Annotated in this window: 13 protein-coding genes; 11 read left to right on the forward strand and 2 right to left on the reverse strand. The window is 32.9% G+C overall.

What is annotated here, in order from left to right; all coding sequences use genetic code 11:
• Nucleotides 1–5: 5 nt before the first annotated feature.
• The gene (locus ACY2V1_RS08235) at nucleotides 6–2,138 is read right to left on the reverse strand and encodes a hypothetical protein (protein ID WP_461834319.1); all 2,133 of its coding nucleotides are present in this window, start codon (nucleotides 2,136–2,138) and stop codon (nucleotides 6–8) included.
• Entirely contained in the window at nucleotides 2,122–3,864 is a 1,743-nt protein-coding gene (locus ACY2V1_RS08240) for a long-chain-fatty-acid--CoA ligase (protein WP_461834320.1), read from the reverse strand. Before ACY2V1_RS08240 ends, ACY2V1_RS08235 begins: the two co-directional genes overlap by 17 nt.
• A gap of 284 nt (nucleotides 3,865–4,148) precedes the next feature.
• Here ACY2V1_RS08240 and ACY2V1_RS08245 point away from each other — a divergent pair, with 284 nt between their 5' ends.
• The 11 genes from ACY2V1_RS08245 to ACY2V1_RS08295 form a co-directional block, all read left to right on the forward strand.
• The gene (locus ACY2V1_RS08245; protein WP_461834321.1) at nucleotides 4,149–4,955 is read left to right on the forward strand and encodes an MlaE family ABC transporter permease; all 807 of its coding nucleotides are present in this window, start codon (nucleotides 4,149–4,151) and stop codon (nucleotides 4,953–4,955) included.
• An 18-nt stretch (nucleotides 4,956–4,973) separates the two neighbouring features.
• Nucleotides 4,974–6,191: an ABC transporter ATP-binding protein gene (locus tag ACY2V1_RS08250; protein ID WP_461834322.1), complete on the forward strand. Its 1,218-nt coding sequence runs from the start codon at nucleotides 4,974–4,976 to the stop codon at nucleotides 6,189–6,191.
• 12 nt (nucleotides 6,192–6,203) lie between these two features.
• Entirely contained in the window at nucleotides 6,204–6,662 is a 459-nt protein-coding gene (gene mlaD, locus ACY2V1_RS08255) for an outer membrane lipid asymmetry maintenance protein MlaD (protein ID WP_461834323.1), read from the forward strand.
• Between the two features lie 14 nt (nucleotides 6,663–6,676).
• Entirely contained in the window at nucleotides 6,677–7,375 is a 699-nt protein-coding gene (locus ACY2V1_RS08260; RefSeq protein WP_461834324.1) for an MlaC/ttg2D family ABC transporter substrate-binding protein, read from the forward strand.
• Nucleotides 7,365–8,114: an MlaA family lipoprotein gene (locus tag ACY2V1_RS08265; protein WP_461834325.1), complete on the forward strand. Its 750-nt coding sequence runs from the start codon at nucleotides 7,365–7,367 to the stop codon at nucleotides 8,112–8,114. Before ACY2V1_RS08260 ends, ACY2V1_RS08265 begins: the two co-directional genes overlap by 11 nt.
• Nucleotides 8,115–8,247: 133 nt before the next feature.
• Nucleotides 8,248–10,992, forward strand: coding sequence for an excinuclease ABC subunit UvrA (gene uvrA / locus ACY2V1_RS08270; protein ID WP_461834326.1), 2,745 nt, complete (start codon nucleotides 8,248–8,250; stop codon nucleotides 10,990–10,992).
• Between the two features lie 12 nt (nucleotides 10,993–11,004).
• Nucleotides 11,005–12,021, forward strand: coding sequence for a FecR domain-containing protein (locus ACY2V1_RS08275; RefSeq protein ID WP_461834327.1), 1,017 nt, complete (start codon nucleotides 11,005–11,007; stop codon nucleotides 12,019–12,021).
• Between the two features lie 7 nt (nucleotides 12,022–12,028).
• Nucleotides 12,029–14,131 carry a CHASE2 domain-containing protein gene (locus tag ACY2V1_RS08280; RefSeq protein ID WP_461834328.1) on the forward strand — a complete coding sequence of 701 codons (2,103 nt, stop codon included), beginning with the start codon at nucleotides 12,029–12,031 and terminating at the stop codon, nucleotides 14,129–14,131.
• An 8-nt stretch (nucleotides 14,132–14,139) separates the two neighbouring features.
• Complete coding sequence (locus tag ACY2V1_RS08285; RefSeq protein ID WP_461834329.1) at nucleotides 14,140–15,627, forward strand: mechanosensitive ion channel domain-containing protein; 1,488 nt, start codon at nucleotides 14,140–14,142, stop codon at nucleotides 15,625–15,627.
• Nucleotides 15,628–15,637: 10 nt separating this feature from the next.
• A complete protein-coding gene (locus tag ACY2V1_RS08290; protein ID WP_461834330.1) occupies nucleotides 15,638–16,108 on the forward strand; it encodes a DUF456 domain-containing protein in 471 nt (156 codons plus the stop codon).
• A gap of 162 nt (nucleotides 16,109–16,270) precedes the next feature.
• On the forward strand, nucleotides 16,271–16,996 hold a 726-nt coding region (locus ACY2V1_RS08295), incomplete at its 3' end, for a TolC family protein (protein WP_461834331.1).

Consider the following 16,996-nt stretch of genomic DNA (forward strand, 5'->3'; position numbering starts at 1 on the left):
CTGCTTTATTTAACTTTATAGACCCGTGTCCATGGACAGTGGTCTACAAGCAAACGGAAATGTGGCTTGAACGGGGATGGGTCTTTTAAGAGCATCTGTATCATATTAGAAAAATATATTGTTGAGTCCATTATATAGAATTCTTTAGATATATTATTTAATATGCCGTAGATATCAGATCCAGAAGACCAACGATATTCATGTGTTTTTCCCTTCCCATCTACAATAATTAATCCATCTAGTTTTATTTTTTTATTGTTTGCTATTAAAATACCGTCTCCTATATTTATACTTATTTTGCCATGAAGACTCTGAATTTTACCAGGAAATGGTGTACCTGTAACAATATCCCAGGTACCAAAATAACTTATCCAGTATGCCAATTTTAAATTCTCCCATGAAAACACAAGATATTGGGGCGGAATATTTGTAATATTTAATTTTTTCTCTTTCAAATTATTTAAAAATCGCTGTGCTTTTTTAGACCCTAATTTATCCAATTGAGAAATTGGATCTGTTAAATAGATTTTCCAGATTAAAGAAACATCTTTTGCGTTTTTATCATATTTTTCTTTGTTTTTATTATATTCCATTACCTGACTCTTTGTTATATATTTAATGAGATTGCTTGCAAGTAGTGGAGAGTTTGATGTGTGAACAAGCGCCAGTGGATAGAGAAAAGGACCGTCATGAATTCCTCCATCTGCAAAGGATGGCCTTTTTGCGTAGTATTGGCATGCATAACCATAGTCCCACCATTGCCATAGTCTTCCATTTCTGGGAACTATTTTAGACGCCTCTACAAAGGTCTTTGCATATATCTTGGGAAAAATAGGACTCGGAGTAAATTTAAATGATATTTGCACAATCGGTATTAAGACTAATATTGATAATACAATCTGGAAGAGCCATCTTCCAGTTTTGGACAAGAGATTTTTAAACATAAGACCAATTCCAAATCCCAGTCCAACGCCTATGGCTATACCTCCATACATTGCAAATCTATTTCCTAATTTTATGGATAGAATTCCCAGTAAGAGAAATAAAAGAAACAAAAGATGTGATGGCTTTTTGATTACAAGATAGATAAGCCCCAATACTCCAATTATAAATGTAGGCCAATTATAACTCATCCTTATAACTGCTTCTGAAAACTTTAGATTTTGTGCTTCTTTTATGCTTTGAAGTACGCTAGGTAATTGAAGAGAATAGGTCTTAGATGAGCTGATATAGTGAGGTAGTATCTTGGCATAGTTTAAAAACTTAATTACTCCTCCATAAACAATCATGTGTACGGATCCTTCAATGGATGCTGCTACTCCTCCTAAGATTAAAATCAGCCATTCTATTTTGTTGTCTACACTTTTTGCAATTTTTCTGTAGCTACCTAATAGGAATATAGTTCCTATTCCGCTTAAGATACCAAAAGTAAATATGTATATTACAATGATACCACAGATGGAATCAAAGATGGAAAGTCTTTCTGTATGGTTTAGAATCATAAGAGAAATAGTACTCAATAGAATAGAGAAAAGAACAAGGGATTTTCCACTTCCATAAAACCAAATATAGCAATATCCAATAAGACCTATAAGAATGGGCAATTTAAAGTTTGATAGGTGCTGAGGTATCTGACTTTTTTGCCTGTTCTCAAGCCAAATAATTATGGAACAACAAAATGCAACAAAGAGTGCCAACACCCCAAAGTCTGTGTCAAAAAACCCTAGTCTACTTCGCCCTAAATATCCAAGGCAACATGAGCCCAAAATGCTTGCTACAATTGAACCTTCTAACACATCGTTTTTATATCCAAGTATAACTAAAGGTATTGCCAAAAGAGAACAAAATATACCAGGGATATAAAATGCCATCTTGCCTATAGGAATATTTGTTGTTCTTGAAATATACCTTGTAATTATTCCCAATGGCTCATTGGGATTTCTACTTGTTTTTATAGCAGATGCCATGTAGTAATATGCATCATGAGTGGCCATTAGTTTTTCACCATTAATTTCATAGGCCTTGTTTTGCCACTTTGGAAGTTCAATGAATCTTATAAGAATAGGGATTAAAAGACATATGATAAGCACTGAGATAAAAGATATTAGGTTGTTTTTATTTCTATTCTTTATCTTCATTACCAGCAAAATCCTCCTGAACGTCCAGGTCTTCTTCAGTTAATGGTTTGTTGTTTAGTTCCTTTCTCAAATCTTTTTTTAGCACTTTACCTATTACTGTTTTTGGCAACTCATCTCGGATTTCAATTTTTTTTGGTACTTTGTAGTTTGCCAGTTTTTGTCTACAAAAAGAAATTATTTCTCTTTTGTCTAGTGTAACGCCAGGTTTTGGTACTATATACGCTTTAACTATTTCTCCCCTTGTTTTATGGCTTACTCCTATTACTGCAGCATCAGCCACTTTGGGATGTTCATATAAAACTTCCTCTATTTCCCTTGGGTAAATATTGTATCCCCCGGAAATTATAAGGTCTTTTTTTCTATCAACAATAAAAAAATATCCCTCATCGTCCATATACGCAATGTCTCCAGTGTAAAGCCATCCATTTCGTAAGGTCTCTTTGGTCTCTTCAGGCTTTTTCCAATATCCCTTCATTACCTGGGGACCTCTTATAATGAGCTCGCCAGGTTCATTTGAAGGAAGTAATTTTGTGCCTGTTTTAATGTCTACAATGGCAGCATCTGTGTCTGGAAAAGGAAGGCCAATTGATCCAAACTTTTTTTTGCCTTTTAGAGGATTTAAATGGGTGATAGGTGAGGCCTCAGTGAGTCCAAAACCCTCTATTATTTCGGCACCTGTTATCTCTTTAAATTTTTTAGATAGCTCTTTGGGCATGGGAGCAGATCCTGTTACACAGTAATTTATAGAGGTAAGGTTGAATTGATTTATATTTTTTTGTTGTAAAAGCACCTTAAATATTGCCGGAGCAGATGGAAATATGGTTGGCTTGTATTTGTTTATAGCCTTTAAAACTTCTTGGGGAACAAATTGGGGATAGGGGACGGTTGTTGCTCCAAGTAGTGTGGGAAGATTGAGACACACAGTGAGTCCGTATACATGAAAAAAAGGAAGTAAAGAGAGAAAGACCTCATGTCTTTCTCCACCAATATTATTTAAAACCTCTGCAGCCTGCTGAATATTGGCTGTTAAATTGTCATGGGTTAGCATAACTCCCTTTGATAAACCAGTGGTTCCGCCAGTATATTGAAGGAGGGCAAGGTCACTGGATGGATCTATGTGTTCTGGTTCCATTAAAGCAGTCTTTTTTAAAAGTAATTTCCATTTGAGAATATTTTTACTATTATATGGAACCCGAACATAAGTGCCTTCCCTTCTTGCCTTAATGGGATAGAGTAGATTTAAGGGAAACGACAAACTTTCTGATATTGATGTGAAAAATATCTTTTCAAGGGAAAATTTTGGAAGTAATGGTTCTAACTTGGGCCATAACCTGTCAAGTGCGATTAAAAAACGACTTTCAGAGTCATTGAAATGATGTATGAGTTCTCTTTCCATATACAATGGATTTGTCATAACACCTATTGCACCTGCTTTTAGTACACCAAAATAGGTTATAATTGTCTGGGGAAGGTTTGGGAGCATTATTGCAACCTTGTCTCCTTTTCTGATCCCTTGTTTTCTAAGGTTGGTAGCTATTAAATCAGTTAAATAATTTAGCTTCTTATAAGAGATCTTTTTATTTTGGAAAATAACTGCCAGTCTGTCTGGATATTTTTTGGCTGATCTCATTAAATAACCAAAAATAGGAAGATGTTCATATTCAATATGAGGTCTTACCTCTTCATCATAATGGTCTAACCACGGCCTTGGGATATTTTCAAACATATCTGGCTCCTATAAGTTTGTTTGGAAAGTTCATTTTATGCATTTATAACAGAATTTAACATTTATAACAGAATTTAAAAATTTTTAAATTAGTAATTTTAACATATATCAAAGTCAAGAAATTTTAGGATTTTTAAAGCAATTAATAGTATACAATAATATTGCCCGTTAGCTAGTGATTAATATGTGATTTACTTTGTTGACGTGCGTGTAAAAAAGCATTAGTATCACCCAAGATTTTTTTCTCGCCTCAAATCTTATTTACTGAAAAAAGGTAAATACCTATGAGAGAGCCAACTCGTCTACTTGTAGCGTTTATAAGATATTTGGGATTATTGTCAGTAGGTTTTATTAGGGAACTTGGGTCTATCTTTATTTTTTTTATAAAAGGAGTTGCGTATTGTTTAACCCCGCCTTTTCAGGTGCAAAAGATTTTTCAACATGTTTATTTTATAGGATTTAAATCAATATTTGTAATTTCTTTAATTGGCCTGTTTACAGGCATGGTACTGGGACTTCAGGGTTATTATACCCTTATAAAATTTGGTTCAGAAGGTGTTTTAGGTGCTGCTGTGGCCCTGTCTATAATTCGCGAATTGGGCCCTGTTTTAACTGCAATTATGGTTATAGGAAGGGCTGGTTCTGCAATAACTGCAGAGATTGGAATTATGAGGATAAGTGAGCAAATAGATGCCTTAGAGACTATGAATATTAATTCCATCAGGTATCTATTTTCTCCCAGGATCGTGGCTTCCCTTGTATGTTTTCCTTTTTTGACATCAATTTTTGATGTAATAGGTATAATTGGAGGTTATATAACTGGGGTGCTTCTCCTTGGTATAGATTCAGGAACATATTTTTCAAAAATGGAAAATTTGGTTGAAATGGACGACATTATGGGCGGATTTTATAAGGCAATAGTCTTTGGTATCTTGATAATAACAATTTGCTGTTATGAGGGATATTTTGTCAATAAAAGAAAGGATGGATTTGGGGCAAGGGGTGTTAGTTCAGCCACTACAGACGCAGTGGTGATTTCTTCTGTGTTAGTCTTGGTTGGAGATTATGTACTTACATCTTTTTTACTATAAACCCAGGTTAGATTTAAAATGAAGACTCCACTTATTGAATTTAGGGATGTTCATAAGGGATACGGGAATAAAATTGTTTTAAATGGCGTAAATCTAAAGGTGTATCCTTCTGAAATCACCACCATTATTGGAAAAAGCGGAGTTGGAAAGAGTGTGACTCTAAAACTAATGATTGGGCTTGATATACCTGATAGAGGAGATATCCTCTATAGAGGGCATTCTATACTTAATATGCCTAAATCTAAATGGAAAGAGTTAAAAAAAGAAATCAATTTTATGTTCCAAAACAATGCCCTTTTTGACTCTTTGACAATTTATGAAAATATTGCCCTTCCCCTTGTAGAAACCACAAATATGTCAGATAAAGAAATAAAGAAAAGGGTCTTAGATGTTATGGAGACCTTAGATATTGCAGGGCAGGAGAATAAATATCCATCACAACTGTCTGGCGGTATGCAAAAAAGGGTGGCCCTTGCACGAGCTGTGGTTACAGATCCAAAAGTGGTGTTATTTGATGAGCCAACAACTGGTCTTGATCCTGTTCGTAGAAATAGCGTCCTGGAGATGATACTCAGAAAACAGAGGGAATTTGGTTTTACAGCGGTATTGGTCAGCCACGATGTGCCACATGTGTTCTACATCTCCAGCAGGATTGCAGTTATTGATGAAGGCAAAATTATCTTTGAAGGAACGCCCATGGAACTTGAAAATTGTGCCCATCCTGTTGTACATGAATTTATAAATAGTCTGGAATTTCTCAAAAATGATGTTGCTGGAATGATGACGAGCCGAGATTTTGAGAAATTTTTTGAAAAAATAAGAAGAGAAAAAGTTAGAAGGATGTCTCTTATTTTATATGAAATAGATAGATACAATGATCTTGTAGAAAAAGTTGGTTATATCACTCCATATAATATTGTATGTGAGATAGCCTCTACATGCAGACAAAGCTGCGGATCAGCTATTGTTGCCATGGGAAAATATGGGATTGACAAGGTGGTTTCAGTGGTGAATGAGACAGATCCAGAGAAAATAAAGACTCATTTAAAAGTGATTGGAAATAATCTTAAACATAGAGAATTTATGCACTCAGATTCATATGCCGAATCGTGTGTGGAGTTTGCTATCTATGCAGGACATACAATTGTAGATAGTGATAAATCTTTAAAACAATTAGTAGATGAGGCAAAGGAAAATAGAATTTTGCTTGCAAAATTACTTTGTGGGAAAAAATGAGGGATTTTAGCTATGGGTGACAAAAAATATTACATTGAATTTACAGTAGGAATTTTTGTTTTTATTTCAATTCTTTGTGTTGGATATTTAACCATAAAATTGGGAAAAATGGAGCTTATTGGGAGTAAATATTACTCAATAAAGGCCAGGTTCAGTAATATAACAGGCCTTAAGACAGGAAACGAGGTGAGGATATCTGGAGTGGAGGTGGGGAGGGTAAAGGATATTATTTTAAACCCAAAAGACTTTTCTGCAATAGTGGTAATGGATATTAGAAAAGATATAAAATTGAGCGACGACTCAATTGCATCTATTAAAACAAATGGCCTTATCGGTGACAAATATATAAGTATTTCACCTGGTGGGTCTGATATATATCTTTCTCCTGGCGACATGATTGTTGACACTGAGCCACCTGTAGATTTTGAGGAACTTGTGAGTAAATATGTTTTTGGCAATGTAAAAAAATGAGGAGAGATTTGCTTATGCAGCGGATAATAATTATTTTTATTTTCTTTTTTGTGTTTCCTTCTGTATCTTTTGCCAAAGAACCCTCTGATACATTGAAAAAATATATTGATAAAACCATTGAAGTTTTTAAAACCTATGATAATCCGACTAATTCAACAGAGTACAAATTAGAATTTGAAAATAAATTAATTGACCTTGCAAAGGACATCTTTGCTTTTGATATTATGTCCAGGATGGTTTTAGGACGACATTATCGGAAATTATCAAAAGCCCAACAAAGACAATTTGAATGTCTTTTTATTGAGTTACTTGCGCAAAATTATTTTGACAAAATCTTAAGTCATGTTGAAGACATTAAGAAATATCCAAAAAATAATATAGAAATTGTTGATCAGATAATATTTTCATCTAGGAAGGCCGAAGTAAAAACCAAGGTAAAATATCAAGATAAATACATACCTGTAAATTATAGATTTGTATTTTTTAAAAAAAAATGGAAAATTTATGATGTGTATGTTGAGGGAGTTAGTTTGATAAAAAATTACAGAAGCCAGTTCAAAGATATGCTGTTAAAAAAATCGCCTAAAGAAGTTATTGATGAATTAAGGGCGAAGTTAAAGGATACCAAGTGTAGTGAAAAAATCAATACAGGTTGTCTTAAATTAAGATGTCTATATATTATGTGTAATAAAGGAACATTATATGCACATTAAAAAGGAAATTTTCTGTATAATATTTTTAATTGTTTTTTCTTTTTCCAATTTGGCGCTGGCAATTGAAAGTAGTTCTAACTATGACGATATTATGTCAGAAATAGAGACTGAATACAGTGAAAATACAAAAAAAGTGAGTGATCCTTTAGAGCCTGTTAATCGAGTGATGTTTAAAATAAATGACAAATTGTATTTTTATTTTTTTAAACCTGTGGCAAAAACATATTCAGAGATACTACCTCTAAACTTTAGACAAGGTATATCCAGGGCATTTACAAATATAAAATATCCTATCAGGGCTGTTAATTATATTTTGGAATTTAAGTTTGTAAATTTTTTTAAGGCCACTTGTCGTTTGATAATAAACACCACCCTGGGCTTTGGTGGGCTTTTAGACCCTGCTTCTGGAATTAAGTTCTTAAAAAAGCCACCTAAGGCAGATACTGGTCTTACCCTGGGTAACTGGGGTCTTGGTCATGGGGTATATCTTGTGTTGCCAGTTTTTGGTCCGTCTTCTTTAAGGGATGGTGTAGGAACTATTGGAGATTATTTTTTAAATCCAGTTAGTTATGTTGAACCAGCCTATGCTTCCTATGGAATTAAGGGAGGAGAAAAGTTAAACTATTTATCCCTTCACCTTGGAGAATATGAAGATTTAAAATCTGCAGCAATGGATCCATATATTGCTGTTAGAAACGCATACATTCAACATAGAGATTCCCTCTTGTCCAATAATTAGTCATAGTAGGTTACCACATAGTTCAACGTTCCACGTTCAATGTTCAATGTTTAATGAACCCAGAACCTCGAACATAGAACCTAGAACTTAATCAAAATATTCCTCAAAAAATATCTTCCAGGGTATTCTCAGAATGGTTCGATTTATAAAAATAAGAAATGCTACCCATCACAATTTAAAATCTATTAATATTGATATTCCAAGGGATAAATTTATAGTAATATGTGGACCAAGTGGGTCTGGTAAATCTACTCTGGCATTTGATATTATTTATGCTGAGGGCCAGAGACGTTATGTGGAATCCCTATCAGCCTATGCCCGTCAATTTCTACCTCAACTTGAAAAGCCGAAAGTGGAAAAAATAGAAGGACTTACCCCTTCTATAGCAATTGAGCAACACAATATTTTAAAAAATCCAAGATCCACTGTTGGAACTGTTACAGAGATATATGATTATTTAAGGATATTGTTTGCCAGGGTAGGAAAGATATATTGTCCAAAATGTGGTATTGAGGTCAAATCCCAAAGTGTTGATGAGATTATAGATTCTATTTTATCGCAAAAACAAATGCATAAGTTTATGATCCTGGCACCTGTAGTGGAATATAAAAAAGGAAGTTTTGTAGACCTTTTTAAAAAGCTCAGATCTCAAGGCTTTGTACGGATATATGTTAACGGTCATTTATGCCTTTTGGACAGTCCCCCAGAGTTAGATAAAAACAAAAAACACAATATCTCAGTAGTGGTTGATAGGCTGATTTTAAGAGACAATATCAGAAAGAGGCTATCAGACTCAATAGAGCTGGCCTTAAAATTGGGGGATGGTAGGGTTATAATTAAATATATAGATGGAGATGAAGTTTTTTATTCAACGGAGGCGGTTTGTCCTAGATGTAACAGAAATTTTCCGAAATTAACTCCCCAACTCTTTTCTTTTAACAGTCCCCAGGGGGCATGTGACCATTGTCTTGGAATTGGGGCAGTTGAACGATTTGATATAGACCTTATGGTTCCAAATAAAGGACTTTCTATTTTAGACGGGGCTATATTGCCCTTAAGAAAAGCAAGACTCTTCTCAAAAGTTAAGCCCTTTTTGATAAAAATTTTTGAAAAATATGGAGAGGACATAAAAAAAGGCTTTGGTGAGTTGTCAAGGGAGATCCAAGATAAAATTTTTTTTGGTGACAGAGAGATCGAGTGGGAAGGTGTGATTTCTCTCATTGAAAAAGGAAAGAATTATATAGGAAATTCAATATGGATAGATGAGTTTTCCAAATACAGGCACAAGGTCACATGTCCAATATGTAAGGGGAGTAGATTAAAACAAGAGGCTCTGTCTGTAAAAATATATGGGGCTTCAATATTTGATGTATGTTCATGGTCTATTAGGCGTTTGTATGAGTGGTTGAATACCCTTAAATTTATGGGGATGGAATCAAAGATAGCAGGGCCCCTTTTAAAGGAAATAAAATCAAGACTACAATTTTTGAGTCAGGTGGGGCTTGATTATCTTTCATTATCAAGGGAAATGTCCACGTTATCAGGAGGCGAAGCCCAGAGGATCAGGCTGGCTGGACAGCTTGGTTCTGGACTCGAAGGTATTATATATGTCTTAGATGAACCAAGTATAGGATTACATCCAAAGGATAATAAAAGATTGTTAAAATCCCTAAAAGAATTAAAAGACAGAGGAAATACTGTAATAGTTGTAGAACACGACAAAGATACAATCAATGAAGCTGACTATATTATTGAATTAGGACCTGGCTCAGGTATGTTTGGTGGGGAAGTTGTGTATTTTGGAAATTTAGACGGACTGCATAAAGCAAATACATTGACAGGAAAGTATTTGCGAGGGGATTTAAAAATTAATTTAGTATCTAAAAATAGAGCCCCACGGGGATTTTTGAAATTAAGGGGTGTTAGTACAAATAATTTGAAAAATATTGATATAGACATTCCCCTTGGAGTTCTGGTATGTGTTACTGGAGTTTCAGGATCAGGAAAGAGTTCTTTAATTTGTGATACTTTGTATAAACACCTACTTTTATCAAAGGGACAGGCTGTTGAAAATCCAGGGAAAATTCAGAGCATAGAAGGGGTGGAGAATATTGAAAATGTTATTTTTATAGATCAATCTCCAATTGGAAGGACACCACGCTCTAATCCTGCTACATATACCAAAGTGTTTGATCATATACGTGAGATATTTTCGAAGACAAAGGAAGCAAGGCAAAAGGGCTATAAACCAGGGAGATTTAGTTTTAACCTAAAAGGTGGAAGGTGTGAGAGGTGTGAAGGAGAGGGCTACATTAAGATACAGATGCATTTTTTACCAGATGTTTATGTTAAATGCGATGTTTGTAAAGGAAGAAGATACAATAAAGAGACGTTAGATATAAAATATAAAGGACTTAATATTGCAGAAGTCCTAAATTTAACTGTAAGACAGGCAAAAAAATTTTTTGAAAACCATCAGGTATTAAAGAGAAAATTAGAAATATTAGAATCAGTTGGACTTGAATATATAAAGTTGGGTCAACCTGCTACTACACTATCTGGAGGTGAAGCCCAGAGGATAAAGATAAGCAGGGAGCTGAGCAGAAGGAACTTGCCTGGAAATCTATACATCTTAGATGAACCAACAACTGGATTGCACATGCATGAGGTTGGAAAACTCATTGAAGTACTCCATAAACTAGTGGATAAAGGGGCAAGTGTAATAGTAATTGAGCACAATCTAGATGTTATTAGGGCAAGTGATTATGTATTTGATTTAGGCCCTGGTGGTGGTGAATTTGGAGGAGAAATAATTGCTAAAGGTACTCCAAAGGAAATAAAAAAAGATCCTAGATCAATAACTGGGAAATATCTGTAAAAGGAGTCTATTATGAAAAAATATTTTATTCAATTAATATTTATTTTTTGCTGCACATCTATTGGATATGGGGGATGGTTAAAGATACCATTTGGACGTGTCATTTCATATAAAGGCTGCCCTAAAATAAATAATAGTACCATCCAGTTAAAACAAAGGATATATGTAGGAGATAAAATTAAAACTGATTCTAATTCTACTTTACAGATAAAGACAAAAAAAGGAGATACTCTATTTATAGGACCAAATAGTGATTTAATAATAAAAGACAGGATGAAAGTTAGAATAAAAAGTGGAGTCCTTAGATCTATTATACACAAATTAAAACCAAATGAAGCATTTAATGTAGTAAGTGGTGGCGGAGTTGCAGGTGTCAAGGGAACGGAATTTATTGTATATGCTAAAGAAAACGCATCTGCTCTTTTTACTAAAGAAGGTGTAGTGACTCTAAAAAATTTAAATTCAGCAGTTAATACTAGGGCAAAAGAGATGTCTCAAAGTGGAGCTAATGTTGGTCCTATTCAACCTATTAATTATGAAAAAGACAAAACATTAAAAGATATGTATGAGATGTTATATGAGGTAACTGGAATTGTAGTGCCAAAAGAGATGAGAAAAATAAAAGAGCTTCCAGAAATCATTGCCAGGTGGAATATTAATTATACAAGTTATTTAATTGATAAAAAAGAATTTAGAGAAGCATTAAAATATTTAAATATAGCATTATTATTCACATCAAAGCCAGATGTAAAGGCCGAAATATTATTTCAAAAATCTATTATAAATACTAGATTTTTGAAAGATTATAATTCTGCTATTGATTATTTAAAAACAGTGGCAACTATTTATAAAAATACAGAATTTTATGAAGACGCAATTTTCCAGCTAGGTTTTATCTATTTAGAAACAAAAGATTTAGATATGGCCAATAGGTATTTTAAATTATATAATAAATTGTTTCCACAGGGTAAATATAAAAATCAAATTAAAGTACTTATAAAAAAGGCAAAGAGAGAAAAGAATAAGTAGTACCTAGATGAAAAAATATTATATATATTTTTTTATATGTTTTTTGGTAATTGTAGTGGGTTATTTTTTATACTTTGAACAATTTGAATTTTTTCAAACAATAGATGATAGGATACAGGATGTAAAATTTAGATTTAGAAAAACAGTGATACCATCGAACAAGGTGGTATTGGTTGAAATAGACGGGAAAAGTATAGACAAAATTGGGAGATGGCCGTGGAAGCGTGATGTTGTTGCTCAGTTAATAAAAAAAATAGACAAATTAGGTGCTAAGACCATAGCTTTAGATATGGTCTTTTCTGAATATTCAAATAAAAAAGATGATGAGATATTAACAAGGGCCATTGCTGATTCAAAAAAAGTGGTGTTGGGGTTTTTCTTTAGAGATCAGGAGAAAAAGGATGAAAAAGAAATTGCCACTAAAAATTTACCTGATTTTTGTATTGAGAACATTCAAGTTTTAGGAGATGTAAATGACATCCCTATCAAGAATTTTCCTACAGCAGAAACAAATATCCCTCCCATTTCATCAGCTGGTGTGGGAAAGGGGTTTTTTTCAGTATTCCCTGACAGTGATGGAATATTGAGGAGACTGCATTTAATAGCGGCCTTTGAAGGATATTTAATGCCATCTTTATCACTTGCGGCTATATCAAATTACCTGTCGCAGTCTATCTTTGTAATTATTGATAGATATGGAATTGTTGAGTTAAGGGTTGGTGATAGAAAAATTCCTGTATCAAATACTGGAAGTTTACTTATAAACTTTTATGGAAAAGGACATACAATACCACATATATCTGCAGTGGATATTTTAGAAGGACATGTTAATAAAGATATTTTAAAGGACAAATTGATTTTTTTAGGTGTAACAGAAAAAGCTGTAGGCGATCTGGTTCCTACACCAACAGATCCCAATTTCCCAGGTACTGAAGTACATTGTACAATGGCATCAAATATATTACAAAATTTTTATCTTGTGAGAAATACTTACGTTTTTTTAATTGATATTTTATCCATACTGATTATTCCTGCAATACTTACAACTATTTCTGTGAAGACTAAAAATACCCTTTTTTCTCTTCTGGGCTTTTTTATATTTGGTGGACTTTATGTGTTTTTTAATATTTATTTATTTTCAGTATATAATATAAGAATTGCTACTATATATCCATTTGTTCAGTTTATTTTATCTTTTGTGCTTCTTGAATCTTATAGAAATTTTGTTATTGAACAGAGATCTAGATATCTGAAAAAGGCCTTTAGTAGTTATATAACTAAGGAACTTGTAAATGAGGTTTTAAAATCCCCTGAAAAACTCAAACTAGGAGGAGAAAAAAAAGTAGTAACAGTACTCTTTTTAGATATTAGAGACTTTACATCTATATCTGAAAAATTGAGCCCTGAAGAGCTTGTTAATCTGTTGAATAACTTTTTTGGTCCTGTCACAGATATTATTTTGAAAAATAAAGGGATGTTAGACAAATATATTGGCGATGCAATAATGGCACTTTTTAATGTACCTGTAGATCTTCCAGAACATGCAAAAGCAGCAGTTAAATCGGCAAAAGAAATTATTGGGTGTGTTAAAGACTTAAATAATGTCTTTAATAAAAAAGGATATCCTCAGATAAGAGTGGGGATTGGAATAAATACTGGTGAAGCAGTAGTGGGTAACCTGGGTACAAAGACCAGATTTGATTACACTGCCATAGGAGATACTGTAAATTTGGCCAGTAGAGTTGAAGGCCTTAATAAATATTTTAATACCAATGTGTTGATCACAGAATATACTGCAAAAAAAATATCTAGAGAGGATTTTCTCATAAGATACATTGGCAAAGTAATTGTAAAAGGAAAGAGTGCTCCAGTAAAGATGTATGAATTGATTACTGATTTAAATTTAAATAGTAATGAAGTAATTGATTTTGAAACCGCTATAGATTTATTATCAAAAGGGGATATGCAGAGAGCAAAGGATATATTTGAACGATTGTATAATGATTATAATGATTATTTAAGCGAATATTATCTTGGTTTAATATCAAAAATAATTGATCCAAATGATTTAAAGTCAGATTTGAGTATTATTCAATTTGACAAAAAATAAGGTATATTATGGAACAATTAAACTATTTTATCGATATGTTTGATCAATTACTTGTGCACAAAAATGACATTATTTTATTTAGCATAACTATTAGTATTATACTATTTCTTAGGATTTTAGTAGGTCTTTTAAAAAAAAGATTTGATTGGCCTTCCCTTTTTACCAAGATCTTAAATTATTCAATAATTTTAATTTTTGTAGAATTTTTAAAAGAAAAGATCCAGGGAATATGGTTTTTGAAAATACTTTTTGTTTTGGAGACAGTTCTTATATTTTTGATAGTAAAATCACTAATAATAGATTTATATATAAATGAATATCTTTTACTAAAAAAGAAAAAGAAAATTAGTTATATCATAATTGATATTATTAAATTTGCAATTATATTGTTATTTATAATGGTCTTTTTAAGAAATGTATTTAATGTTGATTTAGTAACTATATTAACCCCATCTGCTATTATGACTGCTATAATTGGTCTTTCTATGAAAGATACTATTGGCAACTTGATATCCGGGATAGTAATACAAATTGAAAAGCCTTTTGATCTGGGAGATTGGATTCAGGTTGGTGATTTAATTGGTAAAGTTGAGGAAATAAATTGGAGGTATACAAAGATTAAAACTATTTTAAATATGTATGTAATAATTCCAAACAACACTATTTCTTCGGAAAATATAATTAATTACAGTAAACCATCTGAGGAATTAGAAGTACAAATAGACATAGGAGTTAGTTATGAAGTACCTCCTATCAAAGTAAAACGGGCTATTTATGATATTTTAAACAAAAATCGGTTTGTTGATCAACATATTGAAAAAAAAGTTTTACTAATGGGATATGGGTCATCTTCTATTAATTATAAGATTATTTTTGGCGTTAGAAATTACTATGAAAAAAGATTGGCAATAGATGAGATATACAGCTCAATTTGGTATCAATTCAAAAATTTTGATATTGAAATTCCTTTTCCAATTAGGACAGTTATAATGAAGGAACAGGAACCAAGGCAAGTTGATTCCAGAATTTTTTCTGTTTTAAAATCCAATGAGCTGCTTCAGAATGCGAGAAAAGAGGTTTTTGAGTTTTTAGCTATGTATGGTAATTTACTTAAATTTCACATAGGAGATAAGGTGATTAACGAAGGCGACGTTGGAGATACAATGTACATAATTATTAGCGGTGAATTTGAAGTTAGAAGACAAGGTAAAACAGTTGCAAAACTTAAGAAGGGAGATTTTTTTGGTGAAGTGGCCTTAATATCTGACCAAAAGAGAAATGCAACTGTTGTTTGTACTCAAGACGGCGATGTTTTAGAAATCGACAGGATGTTGTTTAAGCTGGTGTTAGAAAAGGACCATATTTTGCGAAATGAGGTGTATAAGAAGTTTAAAGAAAGGGTTGTTAGGGAAGTAAAAAAACAAAAAAACAGTTCCAGGGAGGAAAAAATAAGTTTATTTGAGAACTTAAAAAAATTGTGTGGATTTTACAACTAAAGGGGATAAAATGATTTTTATAAAAATAGTTTTATTTTTATTGTGGTGTTTAAATTTTTTTAGCCTTCCTGGAAATTGGCTTATGGTGGTGGTATTATTTTTATTTGATATCTTTAGTACTACCTTTTCTCCTCCTATTTCATGGTGGGCAGTTGTGATATTGCTTTGTATTTTAGGTGAAGTTATAGAATTTGTTGGACAGTTTGTTGTGGGAAAGAAATATGGCCTTACTTCTAAGGGCAACCTAGGGTCATTTATTGGGGCAATTACAGGCGCCATTTTAGGCGCTCCTTTTTTACTTGGGTTAGGGGCATTAATCGGAGGGATATTGGGTGCCTTTGCAGGTAGCCTTGTTTTTGAACTTGCCAGCGGAAAAAGTTTTTCTGAGTCAAAACAGGCAGCTTATGGCGCTATGTTTGGGAAGATCCTGGGAATTGTTGCGAAAATGAGTGCTGGAATTGGAATTATTCTTTTAACATAATATGTTAGTTAAAGACTTAACGTTGCAAAATTTTTTAATGACCAAAAAAACAATAAAAATCCTTGACTGAGTTATGTAATGAGCGTATCACCAATTGGCAATAAAGCGATTTTAATTTGTAGTTGTGTTAAATATATTCTGCACTGGGTAAGGAAGGGATATATGCAAAGAACCGAAGATGCGTTTCTTAATATGGCCAACAAAAAGGTGTTAATTGTTTTTTTTGTATCTTTATTTTTCGTTTTAACTAATTTAATAGATGCAAGTTGTAAGAAGAGAATTTTAATTACTAATTTGCAGAAATGCATAAACCTTGCCTTAAAAAATAGCCCCATGTTAAAGGAAAAAACCTTTGATATAAAGGCGCAGGAAAAATCTATCTCCATAGCAAAATCAGACTTTTTTCCCTATATTAAATTAAAAGGTAGTTATCTTAGATCAGAACATCCTAACAGGGTTATTTTTGCCCAAAGAAATAATCAACCAGGGATATTTGACAAGGACATCTTTTCTGGCGGTGTAGAGTTGACTCTGCCTATTTTTTTAGGTGGTCGCAGGATATATAATTATAAGGCAAGCAAGTTAATAAAAGATATCTCAGTTGACAGATATTTTTTTACAAAGCAAGAGCTAATTTATAACATAGCTTCTACTTATCTAAAGATTATTGAGACAAAAAAGGCAATTTTAGCTGTAGATAAGAATATTGAATTGCTGACAAAGCAATTAAAAGATATAGAGATCAGCCTCAAGGTGGGCAAAGTTGCTCCTGTTGATAAAATGAAGGTCCTTGTGCCTATTGCAAATCAAAGGGCGAAAAAAAAGACCTTAGAACAAAATATCCTGGTGCTCCAGCAGATTTTAAAGAGGCTAATTGGAATAGAACAG

Source organism: Desulfothermus sp. (genome assembly GCF_053993635.1).

Coding starts and splice junctions, on each gene's coding strand:
- ACY2V1_RS08285 (WP_461834329.1), top strand. CDS start 14,140: ATGGAACAATTAAACTATTTTATCGATATGTTTGATCAATTACTTGTG.
- uvrA (WP_461834326.1), top strand. CDS start 8,248: ATGGTTCGATTTATAAAAATAAGAAATGCTACCCATCACAATTTAAAA.
- ACY2V1_RS08245 (WP_461834321.1), top strand. CDS start 4,149: ATGAGAGAGCCAACTCGTCTACTTGTAGCGTTTATAAGATATTTGGGA.
- ACY2V1_RS08260 (WP_461834324.1), top strand. CDS start 6,677: ATGCAGCGGATAATAATTATTTTTATTTTCTTTTTTGTGTTTCCTTCT.
- ACY2V1_RS08275 (WP_461834327.1), top strand. CDS start 11,005: ATGAAAAAATATTTTATTCAATTAATATTTATTTTTTGCTGCACATCT.
- ACY2V1_RS08290 (WP_461834330.1), top strand. CDS start 15,638: ATGATTTTTATAAAAATAGTTTTATTTTTATTGTGGTGTTTAAATTTT.
- ACY2V1_RS08265 (WP_461834325.1), top strand. CDS start 7,365: ATGCACATTAAAAAGGAAATTTTCTGTATAATATTTTTAATTGTTTTT.
- ACY2V1_RS08250 (WP_461834322.1), top strand. CDS start 4,974: ATGAAGACTCCACTTATTGAATTTAGGGATGTTCATAAGGGATACGGG.
- ACY2V1_RS08280 (WP_461834328.1), top strand. CDS start 12,029: ATGAAAAAATATTATATATATTTTTTTATATGTTTTTTGGTAATTGTA.
- ACY2V1_RS08240 (WP_461834320.1), bottom strand. CDS start 3,864: ATGTTTGAAAATATCCCAAGGCCGTGGTTAGACCATTATGATGAAGAG.
- ACY2V1_RS08235 (WP_461834319.1), bottom strand. CDS start 2,138: ATGAAGATAAAGAATAGAAATAAAAACAACCTAATATCTTTTATCTCA.
- mlaD (WP_461834323.1), top strand. CDS start 6,204: ATGGGTGACAAAAAATATTACATTGAATTTACAGTAGGAATTTTTGTT.